This is a genomic window from Clostridiisalibacter paucivorans DSM 22131, from assembly GCF_000620125.1.
Classification (GTDB): domain Bacteria; phylum Bacillota; class Clostridia; order Tissierellales; family Clostridiisalibacteraceae; genus Clostridiisalibacter; species Clostridiisalibacter paucivorans.
Map to the genome: position 1 here is coordinate 1 of NZ_JHVL01000049.1, position 17,333 is coordinate 17,333.

The following is a 17,333-nucleotide window of genomic DNA, read 5'->3' on the forward strand; positions in this document are numbered from 1 at the left end:
ATCCCCCAAGACAAGCAAGGGGGTTTTCGGGCTTTTTCTATAAATAATAAAAGAATCATCCTCTAGTATAATTACTAAGAGGATGATTTCTCGTTATTTTTCTCTATATTTAGGTATTTGTATAGTCACTTTAAATAGGTCTCCATCTATCTCTATATGAAATTTCCCATTTTGCATATTTATTAAACTGTTGGCTATGGATAATCCCAGTCCACTACCCTCACTACTTCTAGATTCATCGCCTCTCTTAAATCGCTGCATAAGCTCATCAGAAGGAATATTCAATTCATATGCAGAAATATTTTTAAACACTATACTTACTTGATCCTGTAAATCCTCAATATCTATATAAACCCTTGAACCCTCTAAAGAATACTTGAATATATTTGATAATAGATTTTCTATCGCCCTCCACAATAGTCTCCCATCTGCTTTCACATATAGCTTTTTCTCAGGATATTTTATCTTAAATTTTAATTGAGATGCCTCTATTTTGTCATTAAGTTCACCCAACCCTTGAGATATAAGATACCCAATATCTATTTTTTCATAATTAGTTGGTATATTTCCACTGGATGCCTTGGATGCTTCAAATAAATCATCAGTTAAAATTTTAAGCCTTTGAGATTTTTGATCTATTATTTGTATATATTTTTTTGCATTAGATTTATCCTTTTCTTTTTTTAATAAATCAACATAAGTAATAATAGATGTCAAGGGTGTCCTTATATCATGGGATACATTAGTAATCAATTCTGTTTTTAATCTTTCACTTTTCAGTTCGTTTTCTACTGCCTTATTTAGTCCATCGGTTATGCTATTTATATTGGAAGCTAATTTTCCAAACTCTCCATTTCCCGATACATTTATGGTATGGTGGATATTTCCATATTTTATTTCCTCTACACCTTCTTTTATCTCATTAAATTCCCTTACTTTTTTTAAGGCTAGCCATGCTGCTACCCCTATAGTTATAGGAAACATAAATATAGTTAATGCCACCAATATTGGATACCCTATCACTATCAGTACGATCTTCACTCCAACGCTACCACTGTTATATACATCTTTTGTAAATCTATATAATCTATAAAAGATAATAAATAACAATGTATGTTTTATAATAGTTTTATTTTTAATATGTTTAATCAACGATATGACAAGCACAAATCCTATACCAGATATCAATAGGGTTACTAAAAAAATATACTTATACATTTGATACGCATTGTTATGCATTATGAATTCCATCATTATAGCCCATATTACTGTCAGCAAAATACATATCCCTAAATTCAAATCATTATATAGTCCATCAATAAGACTTAAATGTATTTCATCATCTTTAAATGATTTTCTTCCTATAATTATAACTAGATATATAAAGGCTAATAAAAATATCACCCCAAAGCCCATTATCTTATATAGACTATTGGTAACCATTACTTTTTCTTCTTGCCATTTCTTTATTCGTGGATTTAAAAACTCTTCAGTAAAGCCAATATATAGTATATCACTTCTCTTATCTAATCTATCCATCTCCGAACTAATCCAATAATACTGTCTATTGTCTCTAAATTCTTTAGGATGTGTAGATTCTTCAAATTCATCAAATATTATATATGATGGATTAGATTTGAAGAAGTCTTTTTCTGTTTTAAGAACATTTGTAAATGTATTTATGCCATTACTGGCATAGTATATCAGTCCTTCATATCTCTTTAATGTCTGCAAAATGCGATTATATTCTTTTAAATGATCATTTATTAATTCATCCTTTTTTTCAGAAATTTTATTGGCATATGCCTCTTCAAATACCTTATAGTTTTCATCATAGCTAAGATTTGGATTGTATTTATTGGAATCATATCTAAAATCTGAAAATAAATTTTCTTTTTCCCTACTCATTTCGTCTTCTATAATAGTATTGCCATTTAAAACATCTTCCTTACTCTTATATCTTTTTATAAGTTGGGTTAAATCTCTTACTATATCGGAACTTTGCCACATATAACTCCTACTATCATAGTAGTTGTTTTCAAAAATTACACTAAAATCATTTCTAATAACTTCTGATGTATTAAATACGGTTGTAATCATTCCAGTAAAACACACTACAATGATTATACAAACTATAATCTTTGTTATTATTGAATGGCTATAATTTTTCAACTTTGTATCCAATTCCCCACACCACCTTTAAGTATTTTGGTTCTTTAGGATTTATCTCAATCTTTTCTCTAATCTTTCTTATATGAACTGCTACTGTATTTTCTGCATTAATAGCTGTCTCATTCCATACCTTCTCATATATCTCATCTATTGAAAATACTTTTCCTGCATTTTCAGTTAACAGCTTCAATATTTTATATTGTACTGGAGTAAGATGGATCTCCTCTCCATCCACAGTTACATTCTTGCTCTCATCATCTATTACCAGTCCACCTGTCTTGTGTACATTCTTTTTCATTTCAAGACTGCCTAATACCGTATATCTCCTTAGTTGTGATTTAACCCTCGCTATTAACTCCAATGGATTAAAGGGCTTTGTTATATAGTCATCGGCGCCTACATTCAATCCTATTATTTTATCTGTATCCTCAGATTTTGCAGAAAGCATTATTACAGGAATATTTTTTTCTTTTCTTATCTTCATTGTAGCCCTTATTCCATCCATTTTTGGCATCATAATATCCATTATAATAAGGTGAATCTCATTTTCCTCTGTTATTTCTAATGCCTCAATGCCATTGACAGCCTTAAATACTTTATAGCCTTCATTTTCTAAATAAATTTTTATAGCATCTAATATTTCTTTATCATCATCACAAACTAATATATTCAAGTCTTATCACCCCGATATATAAATTTGCACATATTATATCACACCCTTTATATTTTCTTGTAAGATAATAATATCAATTAAATCTTAACAAATGTCCCATATAAATCTTAAGACTTTCTTAATATTGATAGAAATATAAAATATGCCCCCTTTCTAGCATTGAATTAAAACTAGAAGGAAGGCATGTTTTATGCTCCTATTTATTGGTGCTAAAATTAGTTTCCCAAAATTTATCTACGTAATTCTTATCCCCCAATCTATTTTGCACTTTATTCTTCCATACTGATTGATCCAATAGGTCATCTAAATTCACTTCATACCACTTTTGTACATCTATTCTCTCTATACTATATGAATCTCCTGTGAAATTAAAAGTAATTGATTGCAAATTATCTATTAGAGCAAAATTGGCAGTAGCATTATAAATCAAGTCTACTTTAACCTTATCTTCTCCTATCCCCCAAACAGTCTCTTTATAATTAATTATATATTCAAATTCATCTGAATTAATCTCATTTGACCTAGGTATATTACCCAATGGTAACCAATAATTTAGATTTATTATATTTGATGCATTTCCCATATATTTATCTTTGTATTCCATAAAATCCTTAAAATCATGAGTCAATGCATCTTGCTGTTCCAACTGATATTTATCTCTCTGTTCTTCTTGTGTTGGTTTAATGATAAAATCTGTAACAATAAATCCAGAAATGCCAACGATAAGTAAGATAATCAATAATATATTATTTTTTTTCATTATATCAATTCACCTCATATTTGTTTAATAAATTATATGCTTTACTTATAAATAAAGGAATTATTATGGACAGCAAAGGCAATATGAAATTAACTATCAGTATTGCAAATTCATATGGTCCATCTATGCGTATTTGTGTTGAAAACCAAATATTACTACCAAAATATATACCAATATGTGAAAATGTCTGTAAAATAATAAATATACTCCAAATAATCCAAGTATACTTTTTTAATCTTTTGAGTTTATTTGAATTAACTACTGTTGTTGAATCTAAGTATTCATCATCCTTTTTACTTGACATATATAAATATATTAATCCTATAAAAATTGCTCCTATAGTAAATATGGTATTTATCTTAATCAATGTAATATTTAATCTCAAAGGAATAGTTATAATCCATCCAAGTAATATATATATCATAGCTATTTCAGATAATTTTTTCTTAAACCTATTAGTATATATCTCTTTATTGCCATCAATAAATATATCAACGTTTTTAATATTTTTTATAGCTTCATCATAGGCACTATTATAATCTAGCCCTCTGTCCATATTGTCTTTAATCCTTGCTTCAAGATTGGTTAAAATCTCTCTGTGTAATTCTTCTATCTCTTCTGTTTTTTTATATCCTTTAAACAGATTATCCACATATTTTTCAACATCCCTCATATTTTCACCCCTATCTAATCTCAATTAGTTTATCGATAATATCACGGGCAATCTTCCAAGACTCATAATTATTTTTATATGTCTCTAATCCCCTATCTGTAATCCTATAATACTTCCTTCTACCCCCTTGACTTTCATTGCCCCAATAGGATTCCACCATCTTTTGTTTTTTAAGTCTTTTTAGACATGAATAAAGTGTAGGTTCCTTTAACTCATATCTACCATTGCTATTTTCCTTGATTGTTTTTATAATTTCATATCCATAACTATCCCTCTGATATAATATTCGAAGTATAATTGTGTCTATATTACCCCTTATGAGATCACCACTGATATCGTTAAAAGGCAAATCAAATCACCCCCCCCTAGTAATAATATAACCAATATTACTATGTCTGTCAATGTAATATGTGTGATAATGTTATTTGATATAAAAATAGTTAGTAATATCAGGAAAAATCCACAGGATTTTCACCATAAACTACTAACTAATAACTAACAATGTATTAATCTACAATTAAAAATTTGTCCTTTACTCTAGTGGATAGTATCTCTAATATTATAGCTATAATTAAAATCAGATAAGTAATAAATCCAACTTCTCTTATGTCAAAATAAAATCCACTGGCCATGAATAGTTCAAATCCTATACCTCCAGCTCCTGCTGCTGCTCCCATAGCAACTGCATTTGTAAAGTTGATTTCAAACCGTATAAATGTCCAAGATAAAATACAAGTAATTGATGATGGTAATATAGCCTGAAATACTATTTGCCACCAATTAGCACCACTGGCTTTTAGTGCCTCTATTGTTCCCTTGTCAATCTCTTCAAAGGACTCTGAATATGCTTTTATTAAATATCCGATGGTATGAAATGTCATACCTATAACAGCAGCAACGCTTCCAAGTCCTGCAGCCACTGCAAAAACTAACACCCATAATACTGTGGGTACAGCCCGTATAAACGCCACAAAACCTTTAATCATAATAGATACTCTTTTATTAGATAAATTTTGTGCTGCAAATAACCCAAGAACCAATGCAAAAAAACTGCCCATTAATGTAGTTAAAAATGCCAATCCCAGTGTTACGAATATTTGATAAATTGCCTCCTTGAAAGTAAAATGCGTATAATCTAATTCAAGAAACATCTTTTTTAAATTAACTATAAAGTCCTTTACTCCTTCAACAAAATCCACATCCTTGCTATTTAAGTTCATCAGCCCATATACAGTTAAAATAAACAATACTGATAAAGTTATCCTTATTGTAATAGAAGATGGACTCGCCTTTTTAAGTTTTATTTTATTAGGCCTTTCTATTTTATAACTAGCTGTTGAAGCTATTTGTCCTTCCATTATAAAATCACCCTTCTTACATAATTTGAAATTAATTCAATAATTAATACAGTAATTACAACACAGACTACAACTAAACTGGCTGCATTATAGTTCATGCTTTTATAATACAAGTTAAAAGAAAAACCGATTCCTGAACCTGTCAATATACCTATAAGTGTGGAACTACGGATATTGGTTTCAATCATAAATAATATCCAGCTGATTAATTGAGGAATACTGGAAGGAAACACTGCTTGAAAGATAATATGAAAATAGCTGGCCCCCGTTGCCCTTAATGCCTCTACACTGCTAAAACTAGCCTCATCTATCGTTTCTATAAATGCCCTTGTGAGAAACCCAAATGTTACAAAGAACAAAGCCAAATAACCTGTAAAATCACTTTGTCCAAAGGAAAACAATAGTACCATTGCCCATGCAACAATGGGAATATTACGAAAAACCGATGCAATAAACCTGCTAATGACACTAAAAAGATTATTTACTCTAGTTGTTTTAGAACCTAGTATAGCCAATACCAATGCAAAACAACTTGATACTGTTGTAGCTGCAATAGACATATTTATCGTATCCTTTAACTTTTCTAGTATTGAAGGTAATTTTCCCAGGGACGCCTGATTGGGATAAAAACTAGAAAACATCCATCTTATAGCTTTTGGTACTGAAGTAAATCCCTTTACCACTTCATATTCAGTTATCAAAATTGAACCAAATGTAAGTAGAAATAATAATATACCAAAGAGCAAAAACCTGTTTCTTCTCTTTGAAAACATATCCTCTTTCATATTTACCCTCCTCAATCAATAATCAGATTTCCTGCCTCAGTACCATATATTTTGTATATCTTTTCATTAGTCATCTCTTCTGGTGTACCATCAAATACAATCTCACCACTATTTACCCCAATAATCCTGTCTGAATACTTTATAGCCACATCTACCTGATGCAAATTAACTAGGCAAGTAATTCCCTGCTCCCTAGATATATCCTTTAAATAGTCCATAATTACCTTTGATGCATTAGGGTCTAATGATGCTATGGGTTCATCACATAAAATCATTTTTGGATTCTGTACTAAAGAACGAGCAATTCCAACCCGTTGCTTTTGTCCACCACTTAATTGATCACAACGCTTATAAATTTGATCCTCCAATCCCAATCTCACTAGAATATCGTAGGCATCCTTTTTTTCTTCTTCAGTATATTTCCCTATTATCCCTTGAATAGTAGATTTATATCCCAGTCTTCCATGGAGTACATTCTCAATAACACTAAGTCGATCCACTAAGTTATAATGTTGAAATATCATACCTATTTTAGTTCTAAATTTCCTCAACTCTTTTTTATTTAAATACATCACATTACAACCATCAAATATTATTTCACCATTATTTCCATCAATCATTCTATTAACACAACGAAGTAAGGTTGACTTTCCTGCACCCGATGGCCCAATTATAGAAACAAATTCCCCTTCATTAATAGAAAAATTAACATTTGATAAAGCCTTAGTTTGTCTGTACTGTTTTGATAGGTTCTTTACTTCTAACAATACCATGTTAACTCTCCTCTATATATGGTTTATTTAATTAACTATACCAGTTCATATTTTTATATTAATTAGACAATTCACGAATTGGGTCAAACCACATGTCTTCTACATTTATAAAACGTTCATTAGCCTTCTTGCTGAATAACCCAATAAAATCTGAACCCTCTGGAACAAATATTTTTTCATTATTAGCTACTTGATCTGAAGTAAATACATCAACAATTGCTTTATAGTCTGATTCACTTAAAACTTCAGTATTTGCAACAAATGGTGCATTTAAAACGGGAGTAACAGATATAAGCACAAATTCTTTACCGGGAATAGTATTAAATGGCTCTGCTGCATGATCTTTTACTTTATATACAGCTCCAGGACGATTTTTTGTGCCTGATATATGTTCAACATAGTTATCCACACAAGAATCACAAAATGCTGCAACATCAGCATTTCCAGTTAATAAGTTCACAGCTGAACCTTGATGAGACCCTCCATACAATACCTCTTTAAAAAACTTTTCACTGCCCCCTTCTAATAAATCTTCTTGAGTCAAGTTTGACCATTGAGATTTCTTAGAAAAGTACGATACAATTCCAGCAGATGGAATCTTAAATCCTGATGTGGAACTATTGGAAACAAAGGAGAATTTTTTTCCTTGAATATTGTCTATTAGATATTTATCTCCGTCCTTATACATATCTTGATTTTCCTTTTTAACTGCTAACCAACTGTAGTAAACAGCATCATCTAAAGTACCTGATTTCCCACTATTTACAACTATAGGTAATATATTTTCGTTTTTAGCATGGGCCTGTATATAACCTTGTGCTCCTAACCATGATATATGCGCGTTTCCATTTACAAGACTCTCAATTGCTATTGCATAATCAGTAGTCAATTTGTGTTCTACTTCCTTTCCAGTTACCTCTTCAATTATTCTTCCTATCTCTGCCCTTGCGCCCTTTAAATCTTCACCAGATTCATTGGGATACCATACCATTGTAATGGTGTCATAGTCCTTACTTGCAGATTGAGTTCCTGATGAACAACCTGTAAATACAGTAGCCAGCATAATAACAGATATCAATAAACAAAATATTTTTTTCATAACCTTCTCTCCTTTTAATTTATAATATTTTTTAGCTACAATATAAATCAAAATAAAATAATACGAGTTCCACCAAATAAAATTATAACCATATATTCTTTTGTTTTTGTTTTGATTGTGTTAACTTTGCATTAAATCTTTCATACCCTTTATCTCTGATGAAAATATCCTATATATTCACTGGGCATAGTAATATCTCCTATTTCATTTTCAGAACCATAGATGCCATGATAATCACTTCCCCCTGTCAATATCAAATCATATTTTTCTCTATATTGAAATATCTTGTTGTGGTCTTCTTCAGTATGGTCTTTATGATATATTTCAATCCCATCTAGACCAATGTCTACTAATCTATCAATCAAATAATATGAATCTTGTTGTCCAGGATGGGCCAATATAACTATACCCTGATCTTCCTTTATAGCCTTAACTGCATCAAAGGCATCTATATATCTTATATCCCTTGAGCAAATACCTTGCCCCTTAAACAATTCAGTATATAAATCTGAATATATCTTATCTGTATATCCCTTTTCTATTAATACATGCATAATATGTTGCTTATAAATACATATACTATCTTTGGCCTTAATCCCAACTTCCATTGGAGTAATATCATATCCATGTTCATATAATTGTTTTATTTGCCACAGTGAATTTTGGTGTCTCCTTTTTATGATTTCATTACATATTTTCTTTACATTAGGTGCCTCTAGCTTAAAATTAAATCCTAATATATGGATTTTTTTATTTTCCTCAAAGTCAAAGGCAGATATTTCAATTCCTGGAATTATATTGACCCCATATTCTCTACCTAATTCCATAGCCTTTTTTAAGCCATAGGTCGTATCATGGTCAACAACTCCCAAATGGGTTATACCATTTTCTTTAGCCATCTTTATTGTTTCTTCAATTGAATAATTACTGTCCGATACATTGGTATGAACATGCAAATCTCCCTTCACAGAAATCATCACTCCTTAAATATGGATTGATTTTAAAATTTAATTGACCATAGTCCCTTTTTCCATATTAAATTCTTTGTCACATAGACCTTCCATGAATTCTAAATCATGAAAAATCCCCAACATAGTAGTACCTTGTTTTTTCAATTGTTCTATCAGTTCCCTTACTTTTAATTTAGATGAATTGTCTAAACTAGCCGTTGGTTCATCTAATAATAATAGTCGTGGTCTTTTAACCATGGCTCTCGCTATATTTAATCTCAATTTTTCTCCCCCTGAAAACGTATTGGGATAACTATCCCATAATTCTTTATCTAATTCAAAATGAGATAGTATTTTTTTTGCTTCTCTTTTGGCATACATCTTTTCTCCACCCATTTCTACAACTGCCTGTTCAACAATCTGACGGGCTGTAGTACGGGGCATAATATTTAAGAACTGGGATACATAGCCAATTTCATATTTTCTTAAATAAATCATTTCCCTCTCACTTACCATAGACAAATTTATTAGACCAAATTTTTTTGATTTATACCAAATTTGACCATCTTGTGGTAGATACGTTCTATATATGGATTTTAAGATTGTGGACTTACCACTTCCACTCTTTCCAGTTATACCTATAAACTCTCCCTCTTTCAATGAAATATGGATATTTTGACATGCATCTATATGTTTTTTCAGATTGTGCAAAGTAAATGATTTCGACAGATCTTCTATCCTCAGTAAATCAACCATTCTTATCACCTATTTTCTATAATATTTATTCACAAAGCTATTGATATCTAATAAAAAATCATTAAATCTCTCTTTTATTATGTCATGGGACCAATCCCACCATCTTATTTCCTCTAGTTTTTGTATAGTTTCCTCATCAAACCTTTTACGAATTGGTCTTGCTGGAACTCCCACAACTATTGTATAAGGTTCTATATCCTTTGTAACTACAGCACCGCTTCCCACAATAGCTCCATTACCTATTTTTACACCAGGCATAATAATTGCTCCATGTCCAATCCATGTATCATTCCCTATATAAGATATTTGTTCTTTTCTCCAGCTAAAGAACTCTTCATCATCTTCTACATCAAATCCATACATCTTCCTGCGATATGTGAAATGATGCAGAGACGGTCTATTCATTGGATGATCTGTTGGTCCAATTCTAACCATAGCAGCAATACTAGAAAATTTACCGATTTCTACATTTTGAAAGAAACAAAACTCTCCAGAATAGGAGTAATTACCAAATTTAACATTCTCAAAATAATTATATAGTCCAATTTCAGTAAATTTACCTAGCTCTGAACTCATAATATTACAATTTTCATGGATATAGGGATGTTTGCTCAACTTTTTCTCAGCCATATTAAACCCTATAATTTGTTTTTAATGTTAATTTTCCATCTACGAAAATTGAAGTTATAGCTGGATAATGGTCTTCAATTTTTTCAATTATTAAGATATCCGCCTTTTTATTTTCTTTTATTGAGCCAATCTCATCATCCATATTTACAGCCTTAGCAGGATTTATTGTTATTAATTTAAACATTTGAGACAAATCGTGGCCATATTCTTCATGTAATTTAAATATTGAATGTAATAATGCTGCTGGGTAATAGTCACTACATAAAATATCTATACTATCATGTTGAATAGCTGCTGCCGCTGATAGATTGCCAGAATGAGAGCCTCCCAAAAGAATATTTGGTGCTCCAGCTATGGTAAACATTCCACGATTTTTTGCTTCTTTGGCCACTTCTAATGTAATAGGAAATTCACTTATATTGGCCCCAAAGCTTTGAACTAAATCTAATTTCTCAATGCTGTCATCATCATGGGAGGCAAAGGCAATACCCTTTTCATTTGCCAAGTGGCCTATTTCCCTTATCATGTCAATGGTCATTTTATCTTTTCTTTGACTATTTTCAATAATCTCATCTATCTCTATATCTGTTAAATTATTATAACCCTTCAAAGTTTCACGATATATCTCTAAATTTTTGTATTGTCCCTGTCCTGGAGTATGGTCCATTATAGAAACTAGATGTACCTTATCATCATTGATGTAATTTTTTAAATTATCTACTTGTTCTAGATTATCAATTTCAAAACGTGCATGGAATCTATGACGAATCAAATGCTTACTGGCATGGCTTTCATCAATTAAGTCAATAAATTTACATACATTTTCAGGATTTCTAATGGGGTTATTACCAAATTCTGATGATTTATACAATGATAGTGAATGAAACATAGTAGTAATTCCATGACTAATCAGTTGCTTTTCTGCTTCTCTTATGCTTAATTCAAAATCCATTAAAGTAGTGGGTCTAGGTGCAGCCATATGCTCAATATAATCGGAATGTATATCTATAAAACCGGGGACTATATATCCGCCATTTGCATCTATAATTTCATATTCACTATTTAAATTAAATTCACCTTTTTTGAATATCTTCTTAATAATATCCCCTTTAATAGCCAAGTCATATCCTATTAAAATTTCGTTCTCCAACACGATTCTTCCGTTTGTAATTAAATACATTTTGTACACCTCCTATAACTTATATAGTTTAAATCTTTGTATTTATAGTAATGAGTGAACTAATTGTTGAGTATATGGATGTTGAGGGTCCTCTAATATCTGATCTGTCAAGCCTTGTTCTATAATAGAACCATTTAGCATTACCATGGTTCTATCGGCTAGCATCCTAATGACAGCTAAATCGTGAGACACAACAATCATACTAATTCTCAATTCATGCTGAATCTCCTTTATTAAGTCCAATACATTGGCCTGCACAGATAAATCCAGTCCTGTCGTAACTTCATCTAATAACAATATGGGAGGATTATTTGACAATGCCTTGGCAATTTGAACCCTTTGTTGCATTCCACCTGAAAAGTTCTTAGGGGCATCTTTCATACGAAAAATTGGAATATTTACATGTTCCAATAGCTCCTTTCCCCTATCTTCCATATTGCCAACATTTCTGTTGCCCGCAGCAATTAATTTTTCTGCTATATTTCCAATAGAAGAGAAATCCATCTTTAATCCCAATAGAGGGTTTTGATATACCTTTCCCAATACACTGTTTCTAATATAGCGCTTTTGTTGTGAGGATTCATTGAATATATCACTTTCCCCATCTTTATAAGTGCTAATATACGCCCTTCCCTTAGTTACATCTTGGTCAAAATATAGGCATTTCATCATAGTAGACTTTCCACTTCCACTCTCCCCTACTACCCCCAATATTTCGCCAGGATATACTTCGAAGGAAATATCTTGACATGCATATATGGTCTTACATTTTGGACAATAGTTTTTTTCTAATGCCTTAGGATTTAAGTCTTCACATGCACTACATCCATCACCAAATTGTTTTCGTAAATTTTTAACTGTCAATATTGGTTTCTCGAATTTTTCCATTACATGCACCTCCTATCACTTTAACTGATTATTCAATTTACTTAAGCAATAACTGGAATCATTACATTGATAATATGTTTCGCCAGTTTTTTCATCCACCAATTCATCCATAAATACACCAGTAGAACCACACAATCTACATTGTTTTTGATCAAAAGACTCAGTCTGAAATGGATAATCATCAAATGCTAATGAAGTAACTTCAGTATATGGAGGCACTGCATATATTTTCTTTTCTCTACCTGCTCCCAACAGGATTAACGCCTCGGAGTTATTCATCTTGGGATTATCAAATCGTGGGATTGGACTAGGAGCCATGACATATCTTTTATTGACACTTACTGGATGGTCTGCACCTGTTGACATATTGCCATATTTCATAATCTGTTCAAATAACATCAACCAAGCTCCACTATATTCTCTATCAGCATGTAGTCTCTTTGTAACATATTCACTAGGTTCAACATATCGAAGGGGTTCTGGTATAGGCACTTGAAGTACCAATATCTGTCCTTCATTTAAAGAAATCTCTGGTATTCTATGTCTTGACTGTATAATAGTTGCCTCAGATGTAAGATCTGTTTCTTGGACTTCCGTTGTCTTTCTGACTAATTTCTTTATATTAACAGCATTTACCGATTCATCAGAACCTTGGTCAATAACCTTTATTATATCGTCCATTCCCACTAGAGATAATGTCAACTGTAATCCACCAGTTCCCCATCCACGAGCAATTGGCATTTCACGTGACGCAAAGGGCACTTGATATCCCGGAATTGCTATGGCCTTAAGTGTAGCCCTTCGTATTTCTCGTTTAGACCCTTCATCAAAGAATCCAAAATTATATTCTATCCTCATATCACTACTCTCCTTTTCTGGTTTTAACAATACTATCTAATTTAGATTTGAATGTTACGTAATGGGGTAATTTCAAATGAGATATAAATCCACTGGACTCTATTGAATCAATATGAAGTAGAACAAATTCTTCGTCATGGGTAGGATATCGTGGATCACCAATTTCTAGACAATGATCCAATATACTCATCGCAATTGCCTTTGTTTCATTTTGTCCATAACAGATTCCATATCCTATTTCTAATTCCATTTGGACTTTGCCATCTTCCTTTTCTTCAGATGCAGGAAACAATGTCTCTACTTCCGTTACCTTTATCTCTCCAATGTAAAAGCTGTCTTCATCATCATGGTCATTATTTAATGGATTATCCACATATATTGGTAAACTCCCAACACGAAGTTCACCTATTGTAGGATGGGTATCGCCGTATCCTCTAAGGGCTGCATATCCCAAAGAAGTAACCGCTCCTGTTTGTCCCCTAGTTAAAATCTGTAATCTTTCACTTCTTTCAGTGGGAAACTCTATACTTTTTTTAGTAATATCTTTAGGCTCATTATTCTTTTCACCACAATCTGAAATCAAACCTTGACTTCTAAGATAATCCAATACCTTGGGCAATTTATTTATATCTGTACTATCTTCGATAATATCAACTTCTTTATTGAAATTTTCTAACCACTGTATCAATTCTTCCTTTGTTTCATCTGCCAAATCAAAATCAATTAATCGATGGGTATAGTCATAAGAAGCGCCTAAAATTTGTCCCCCTGGAATGTCCTTAAAGCTTGCTGATATACGACGTTCCACTGTCATATCTTCCGATCTCACAACCTTTGAATAATGCTTTCTTGGCAATGTAGAACGATATGCCCTTAGTAAAAATACTGCTTCCTCTGGGTTTCCCTCAGCCTGTTTAATTGAAATTGCTGCCAACTCCTCACAATAGATACTACTTTCAGACATTACCTGATCAATTAATCCACGCATTCCTGATTCAATCTCATTTATACTTAATATTTCTCCTTTTTTTATCCGATTGTATTTTAATCTTTTGATAGACTGAGCAATAGCATTGGTTCCACCTTTTACTGCTACATATCCCATTTATTTCACCACCTATATTGTAATTTTAGTCGTTCTAGGTATACATATTAAATTGGCTTTTTCGTCCACCATAATAATATCCACACCCAAGGGGTATTCAATATTCTTCTCTCTATGTTTTTCTATCCACCCTTTATTGATATCTACTCTTATATGATTTTCATCTTTTATTCCTGGTCCAGTTAATATAATTTCCCTGTCATTAGTAATACCTTTTGCCTCAACTATAATTGTGGCCGATCCATGGGGGTTGATTAGATCTCCTTCATATGCCTTGTCAAATGCCTCTTCTATATGGGAATTTTCAGCATCTGTCATTATGAATATGAAATTTGCATTTTTAATTGACTCTGGTTTTGCATATGTCAATTGACTTATAAATTTTGTGATTTCTTCTTCATTCTTAGAAAAGACTTTGAAACTAACCTCTGCATCTAATAACATCAGCATCAGTATCAATGTGGCATTATAAAAATCTATCTCCAAATCTACTTTATCTGCTTGATCCTTTATATTGTTTATATGACCAGGCCTTGCCATGGAATCAACTACACTACGATAGGCCTTTTGAATATCATGTACCAAATCTAATTTCATAATTAATCTCTCCTTAATTAAACATCCATAGTTTCAAAATTAACCTTTGTCTTCAACACACTATTTTTATATCTTTCATTATCTGCCATTATACTTTTCTCCTCATTTAGCAAAATCTGTAACCACGTTTTGATCTCTTTGAAATTTCCATTGTATGCTGCATCAATAACTGCTAAATGATAAGCCAACTCTTGATTATTTCCTTGAACAATACCTATTCCCAAACTATTTTCCACTTGTACCTTTGCCTCAGTTACAAAAATTTCTCCTAAATAAAATAAGTTTTTCTTTGCTGTTTCCCGGGTCTTTATCATTACAAGACCATTATTAGGTTTTTCAATCGTCTTTACATTATAATTTTGAATTATTTCTTGAGCCAATTTTTTAGCAATATCTGTAGATCCCTTTATTAATATCTCTGTTCTTCTTCGTCTTTTCATAGACTTACCTCCTTCTCAATTGTGATTATACCTTGTTGCCAAGTTAAATGCTGTTAAACCTATGTTAACCACTGTTAACTTTACATTAACTAGAGAAAATTTCTAAAAAAAAGAAACTGCCAAAAGGCAGTTTCTTTTAACTATTTAATATACTCTATCAAATCAGCACTATTGATTACTTTATGCATTTCTTTTTCATTCACTCCTACAAAAAGCAACGAATACTCTATATTATTTATACTAGTAGTAGCAATAGTCATTCCATCTTCATCTAATATTGTATATTTGGTTCCTGATGGAGTCTCATATTCTCCTTCTTGGACTGCATCAGTTACAGTTACAACAGTACTATCTTCAGGTTGATTTTGTGTTATTATTGTAACACCAAATAATCTATCTTCCTTCTCCTTTGAATTATAAGTAATATATATATTGTAATTATCATTAAAGGTATCATAAACACTTATATCTTTTCCCATTTGAAAATCATCTGGTACATATGAAGGTAATACAATTTCTACACCTGTATTTTCTGTAACCTCTTCTATACTTGAATAAATATTTTCTGTAGTCTCTATAGTCAGATTTTCCCTATCTGAAGAATCATAGTCTTCCTGTGCTTCCTTTGCTAATCTCTCTGCCTCTTCTTCACTTACATTTTGGTTTGTTCTTACTTGAACTGTGGTGTCATCATTAAAAAATTCAAACCTTTTCAATATATCTGTCCCATATACAGCCGTCACTCCTACACTGATAGTTAACAATAGACATGCCGCCAATGTTCCAAATCTCTTAATATTTTTTCCCATGATACCATATCCTTTCTTGTTTTGTTTTATAATTCTTTCACCGAAACACCTGCCATCTTCTATATCAGAAGGCAAGGGTTTAATTTCCGATAGTTTTTCAAGCTGATTTTCAACTTCTGTTATATCCATTTTATCTATAGCTTTATCTATTTCACTATTTATATTTTCTAGATCTAACTTCTTTTCCATTAATCTCTCTCCTTCAATTTATGATATATTATCCATATGCACTTGAAATAAATTTTTCTTTGGCTATTTGCTTTATCAACTTTTTTATTTCACGTCTCAATCGCACATATTTCATACGCAAACTAGCCTCGTTGACATTGAGTATTTCTGCTATCTCTCTATAGCTCTTATCTTCTATGTAATAGAGCCTATAGAGCTGTTGTTTCTCTTCTGTAAGCAACAATAGCACATTATCTACATATTGATTTACATCGATCTTTCTGTCATAAGTTTTTATAAGTTTTTCATATAAATCTTTCTCTTTACTCCCTATTTCTCTATAAATATAGGTTTCATTTAGACTCTTTTTAACAGCCTTTCTCTTAAAATTATCTGCTAAAAACTTTGCTGTCTGATAAATAAATCCACCTATATTTTCATGATGTTCTAATTCCTCTATCCGATTATATACAATAACAAATACCTCCTGTGTAATATCCTTGGCATCTTCCATATTTCCTACTGAATAGTAAAGGTATTTTAAAATTCCTGAATGATATCTTTCACATAATTCAATGAAAAATTTATCCAAAGTGACCACCTCCCCTCTCTATATTGTTTATGTCAACATTTATCAATTGCAACATCTATTTTTGATA

20 protein-coding genes are annotated in these 17,333 nt (G+C 31.5%); all 20 read right to left on the bottom strand.

Annotated features, from left to right (window positions below):
• Nucleotides 1-93: 93 nt before the first annotated feature.
• The 20 genes from Q326_RS0112090 to Q326_RS0112185 all read right to left on the bottom strand — a co-directional run bounded on the left by Q326_RS0112090 (nt 94) and on the right by Q326_RS0112185 (nt 17,266).
• Complete coding sequence (locus Q326_RS0112090) at nt 94-2,184, bottom strand: HAMP domain-containing sensor histidine kinase (protein ID WP_026895628.1); 2,091 nt, start codon at nt 2,182-2,184, stop codon at nt 94-96.
• Entirely contained in the window at nt 2,159-2,845 is a 687-nt protein-coding gene (locus Q326_RS0112095) for a response regulator transcription factor (protein WP_026895629.1), read from the bottom strand. Before Q326_RS0112095 ends, Q326_RS0112090 begins: the two co-directional genes overlap by 26 nt.
• Before the next feature lie 196 nt (nt 2,846-3,041).
• A complete protein-coding gene (locus Q326_RS17300; RefSeq protein WP_051531441.1) occupies nt 3,042-3,605 on the bottom strand; it encodes a DUF4825 domain-containing protein in 564 nt (187 codons plus the stop codon).
• A 4-nt stretch (nt 3,606-3,609) separates the two neighbouring features.
• Nucleotides 3,610-4,278, bottom strand: coding sequence for a permease prefix domain 1-containing protein (locus Q326_RS0112105; RefSeq protein WP_034602143.1), 669 nt, complete (start codon nt 4,276-4,278; stop codon nt 3,610-3,612).
• A gap of 10 nt (nt 4,279-4,288) precedes the next feature.
• The gene (locus Q326_RS0112110; RefSeq protein WP_026895631.1) at nt 4,289-4,627 is read right to left on the bottom strand and encodes a PadR family transcriptional regulator; all 339 of its coding nucleotides are present in this window, start codon (nt 4,625-4,627) and stop codon (nt 4,289-4,291) included.
• A 157-nt stretch (nt 4,628-4,784) separates the two neighbouring features.
• The gene (locus Q326_RS0112115; protein ID WP_026895632.1) at nt 4,785-5,636 is read right to left on the bottom strand and encodes a PhnE/PtxC family ABC transporter permease; all 852 of its coding nucleotides are present in this window, start codon (nt 5,634-5,636) and stop codon (nt 4,785-4,787) included.
• Complete coding sequence (phnE, locus tag Q326_RS0112120) at nt 5,636-6,421, bottom strand: phosphonate ABC transporter, permease protein PhnE (protein WP_026895633.1); 786 nt, start codon at nt 6,419-6,421, stop codon at nt 5,636-5,638. The genes Q326_RS0112115 and phnE overlap by 1 nt, the downstream gene beginning before the upstream one ends.
• Before the next feature lie 11 nt (nt 6,422-6,432).
• Nucleotides 6,433-7,194 carry a phosphonate ABC transporter ATP-binding protein gene (gene phnC / locus Q326_RS0112125; RefSeq protein ID WP_026895634.1) on the bottom strand — a complete coding sequence of 254 codons (762 nt, stop codon included), beginning with the start codon at nt 7,192-7,194 and terminating at the stop codon, nt 6,433-6,435.
• Between the two features lie 58 nt (nt 7,195-7,252).
• Nucleotides 7,253-8,293, bottom strand: coding sequence for a PhnD/SsuA/transferrin family substrate-binding protein (locus tag Q326_RS0112130; RefSeq protein WP_026895635.1), 1,041 nt, complete (start codon nt 8,291-8,293; stop codon nt 7,253-7,255).
• Nucleotides 8,294-8,442: 149 nt separating this feature from the next.
• Entirely contained in the window at nt 8,443-9,261 is an 819-nt protein-coding gene (locus Q326_RS0112135) for a PHP domain-containing protein (RefSeq protein WP_026895636.1), read from the bottom strand.
• A gap of 39 nt (nt 9,262-9,300) precedes the next feature.
• Nucleotides 9,301-9,999, bottom strand: a complete 699-nt coding sequence (phnL, locus tag Q326_RS0112140) for a phosphonate C-P lyase system protein PhnL (protein ID WP_026895637.1) — start codon at nt 9,997-9,999, stop codon at nt 9,301-9,303.
• Between the two features lie 9 nt (nt 10,000-10,008).
• The gene (locus Q326_RS0112145) at nt 10,009-10,629 is read right to left on the bottom strand and encodes a DapH/DapD/GlmU-related protein (protein ID WP_026895638.1); all 621 of its coding nucleotides are present in this window, start codon (nt 10,627-10,629) and stop codon (nt 10,009-10,011) included.
• Nucleotide 10,630: 1 nt separating this feature from the next.
• Complete coding sequence (phnM, locus tag Q326_RS0112150; protein WP_026895639.1) at nt 10,631-11,809, bottom strand: phosphonate metabolism protein PhnM; 1,179 nt, start codon at nt 11,807-11,809, stop codon at nt 10,631-10,633.
• A 42-nt stretch (nt 11,810-11,851) separates the two neighbouring features.
• The gene (locus tag Q326_RS0112155) at nt 11,852-12,697 is read right to left on the bottom strand and encodes an ATP-binding cassette domain-containing protein (protein ID WP_026895640.1); all 846 of its coding nucleotides are present in this window, start codon (nt 12,695-12,697) and stop codon (nt 11,852-11,854) included.
• Nucleotides 12,698-12,712: 15 nt separating this feature from the next.
• Entirely contained in the window at nt 12,713-13,555 is an 843-nt protein-coding gene (locus Q326_RS0112160; protein ID WP_026895641.1) for an alpha-D-ribose 1-methylphosphonate 5-phosphate C-P-lyase PhnJ, read from the bottom strand.
• A gap of 4 nt (nt 13,556-13,559) precedes the next feature.
• Nucleotides 13,560-14,660: a carbon-phosphorus lyase complex subunit PhnI gene (locus tag Q326_RS0112165; RefSeq protein ID WP_026895642.1), complete on the bottom strand. Its 1,101-nt coding sequence runs from the start codon at nt 14,658-14,660 to the stop codon at nt 13,560-13,562.
• A 12-nt stretch (nt 14,661-14,672) separates the two neighbouring features.
• Nucleotides 14,673-15,257 carry a phosphonate C-P lyase system protein PhnH gene (phnH, locus tag Q326_RS0112170; RefSeq protein ID WP_026895643.1) on the bottom strand — a complete coding sequence of 195 codons (585 nt, stop codon included), beginning with the start codon at nt 15,255-15,257 and terminating at the stop codon, nt 14,673-14,675.
• A gap of 17 nt (nt 15,258-15,274) precedes the next feature.
• A complete protein-coding gene (phnG, locus tag Q326_RS0112175; protein WP_026895644.1) occupies nt 15,275-15,697 on the bottom strand; it encodes a phosphonate C-P lyase system protein PhnG in 423 nt (140 codons plus the stop codon).
• A 140-nt stretch (nt 15,698-15,837) separates the two neighbouring features.
• Complete coding sequence (locus Q326_RS0112180) at nt 15,838-16,695, bottom strand: hypothetical protein (RefSeq protein ID WP_026895645.1); 858 nt, start codon at nt 16,693-16,695, stop codon at nt 15,838-15,840.
• A 28-nt stretch (nt 16,696-16,723) separates the two neighbouring features.
• Complete coding sequence (locus Q326_RS0112185; RefSeq protein ID WP_026895646.1) at nt 16,724-17,266, bottom strand: RNA polymerase sigma factor; 543 nt, start codon at nt 17,264-17,266, stop codon at nt 16,724-16,726.
• Nucleotides 17,267-17,333: the final 67 nt, after the last annotated feature.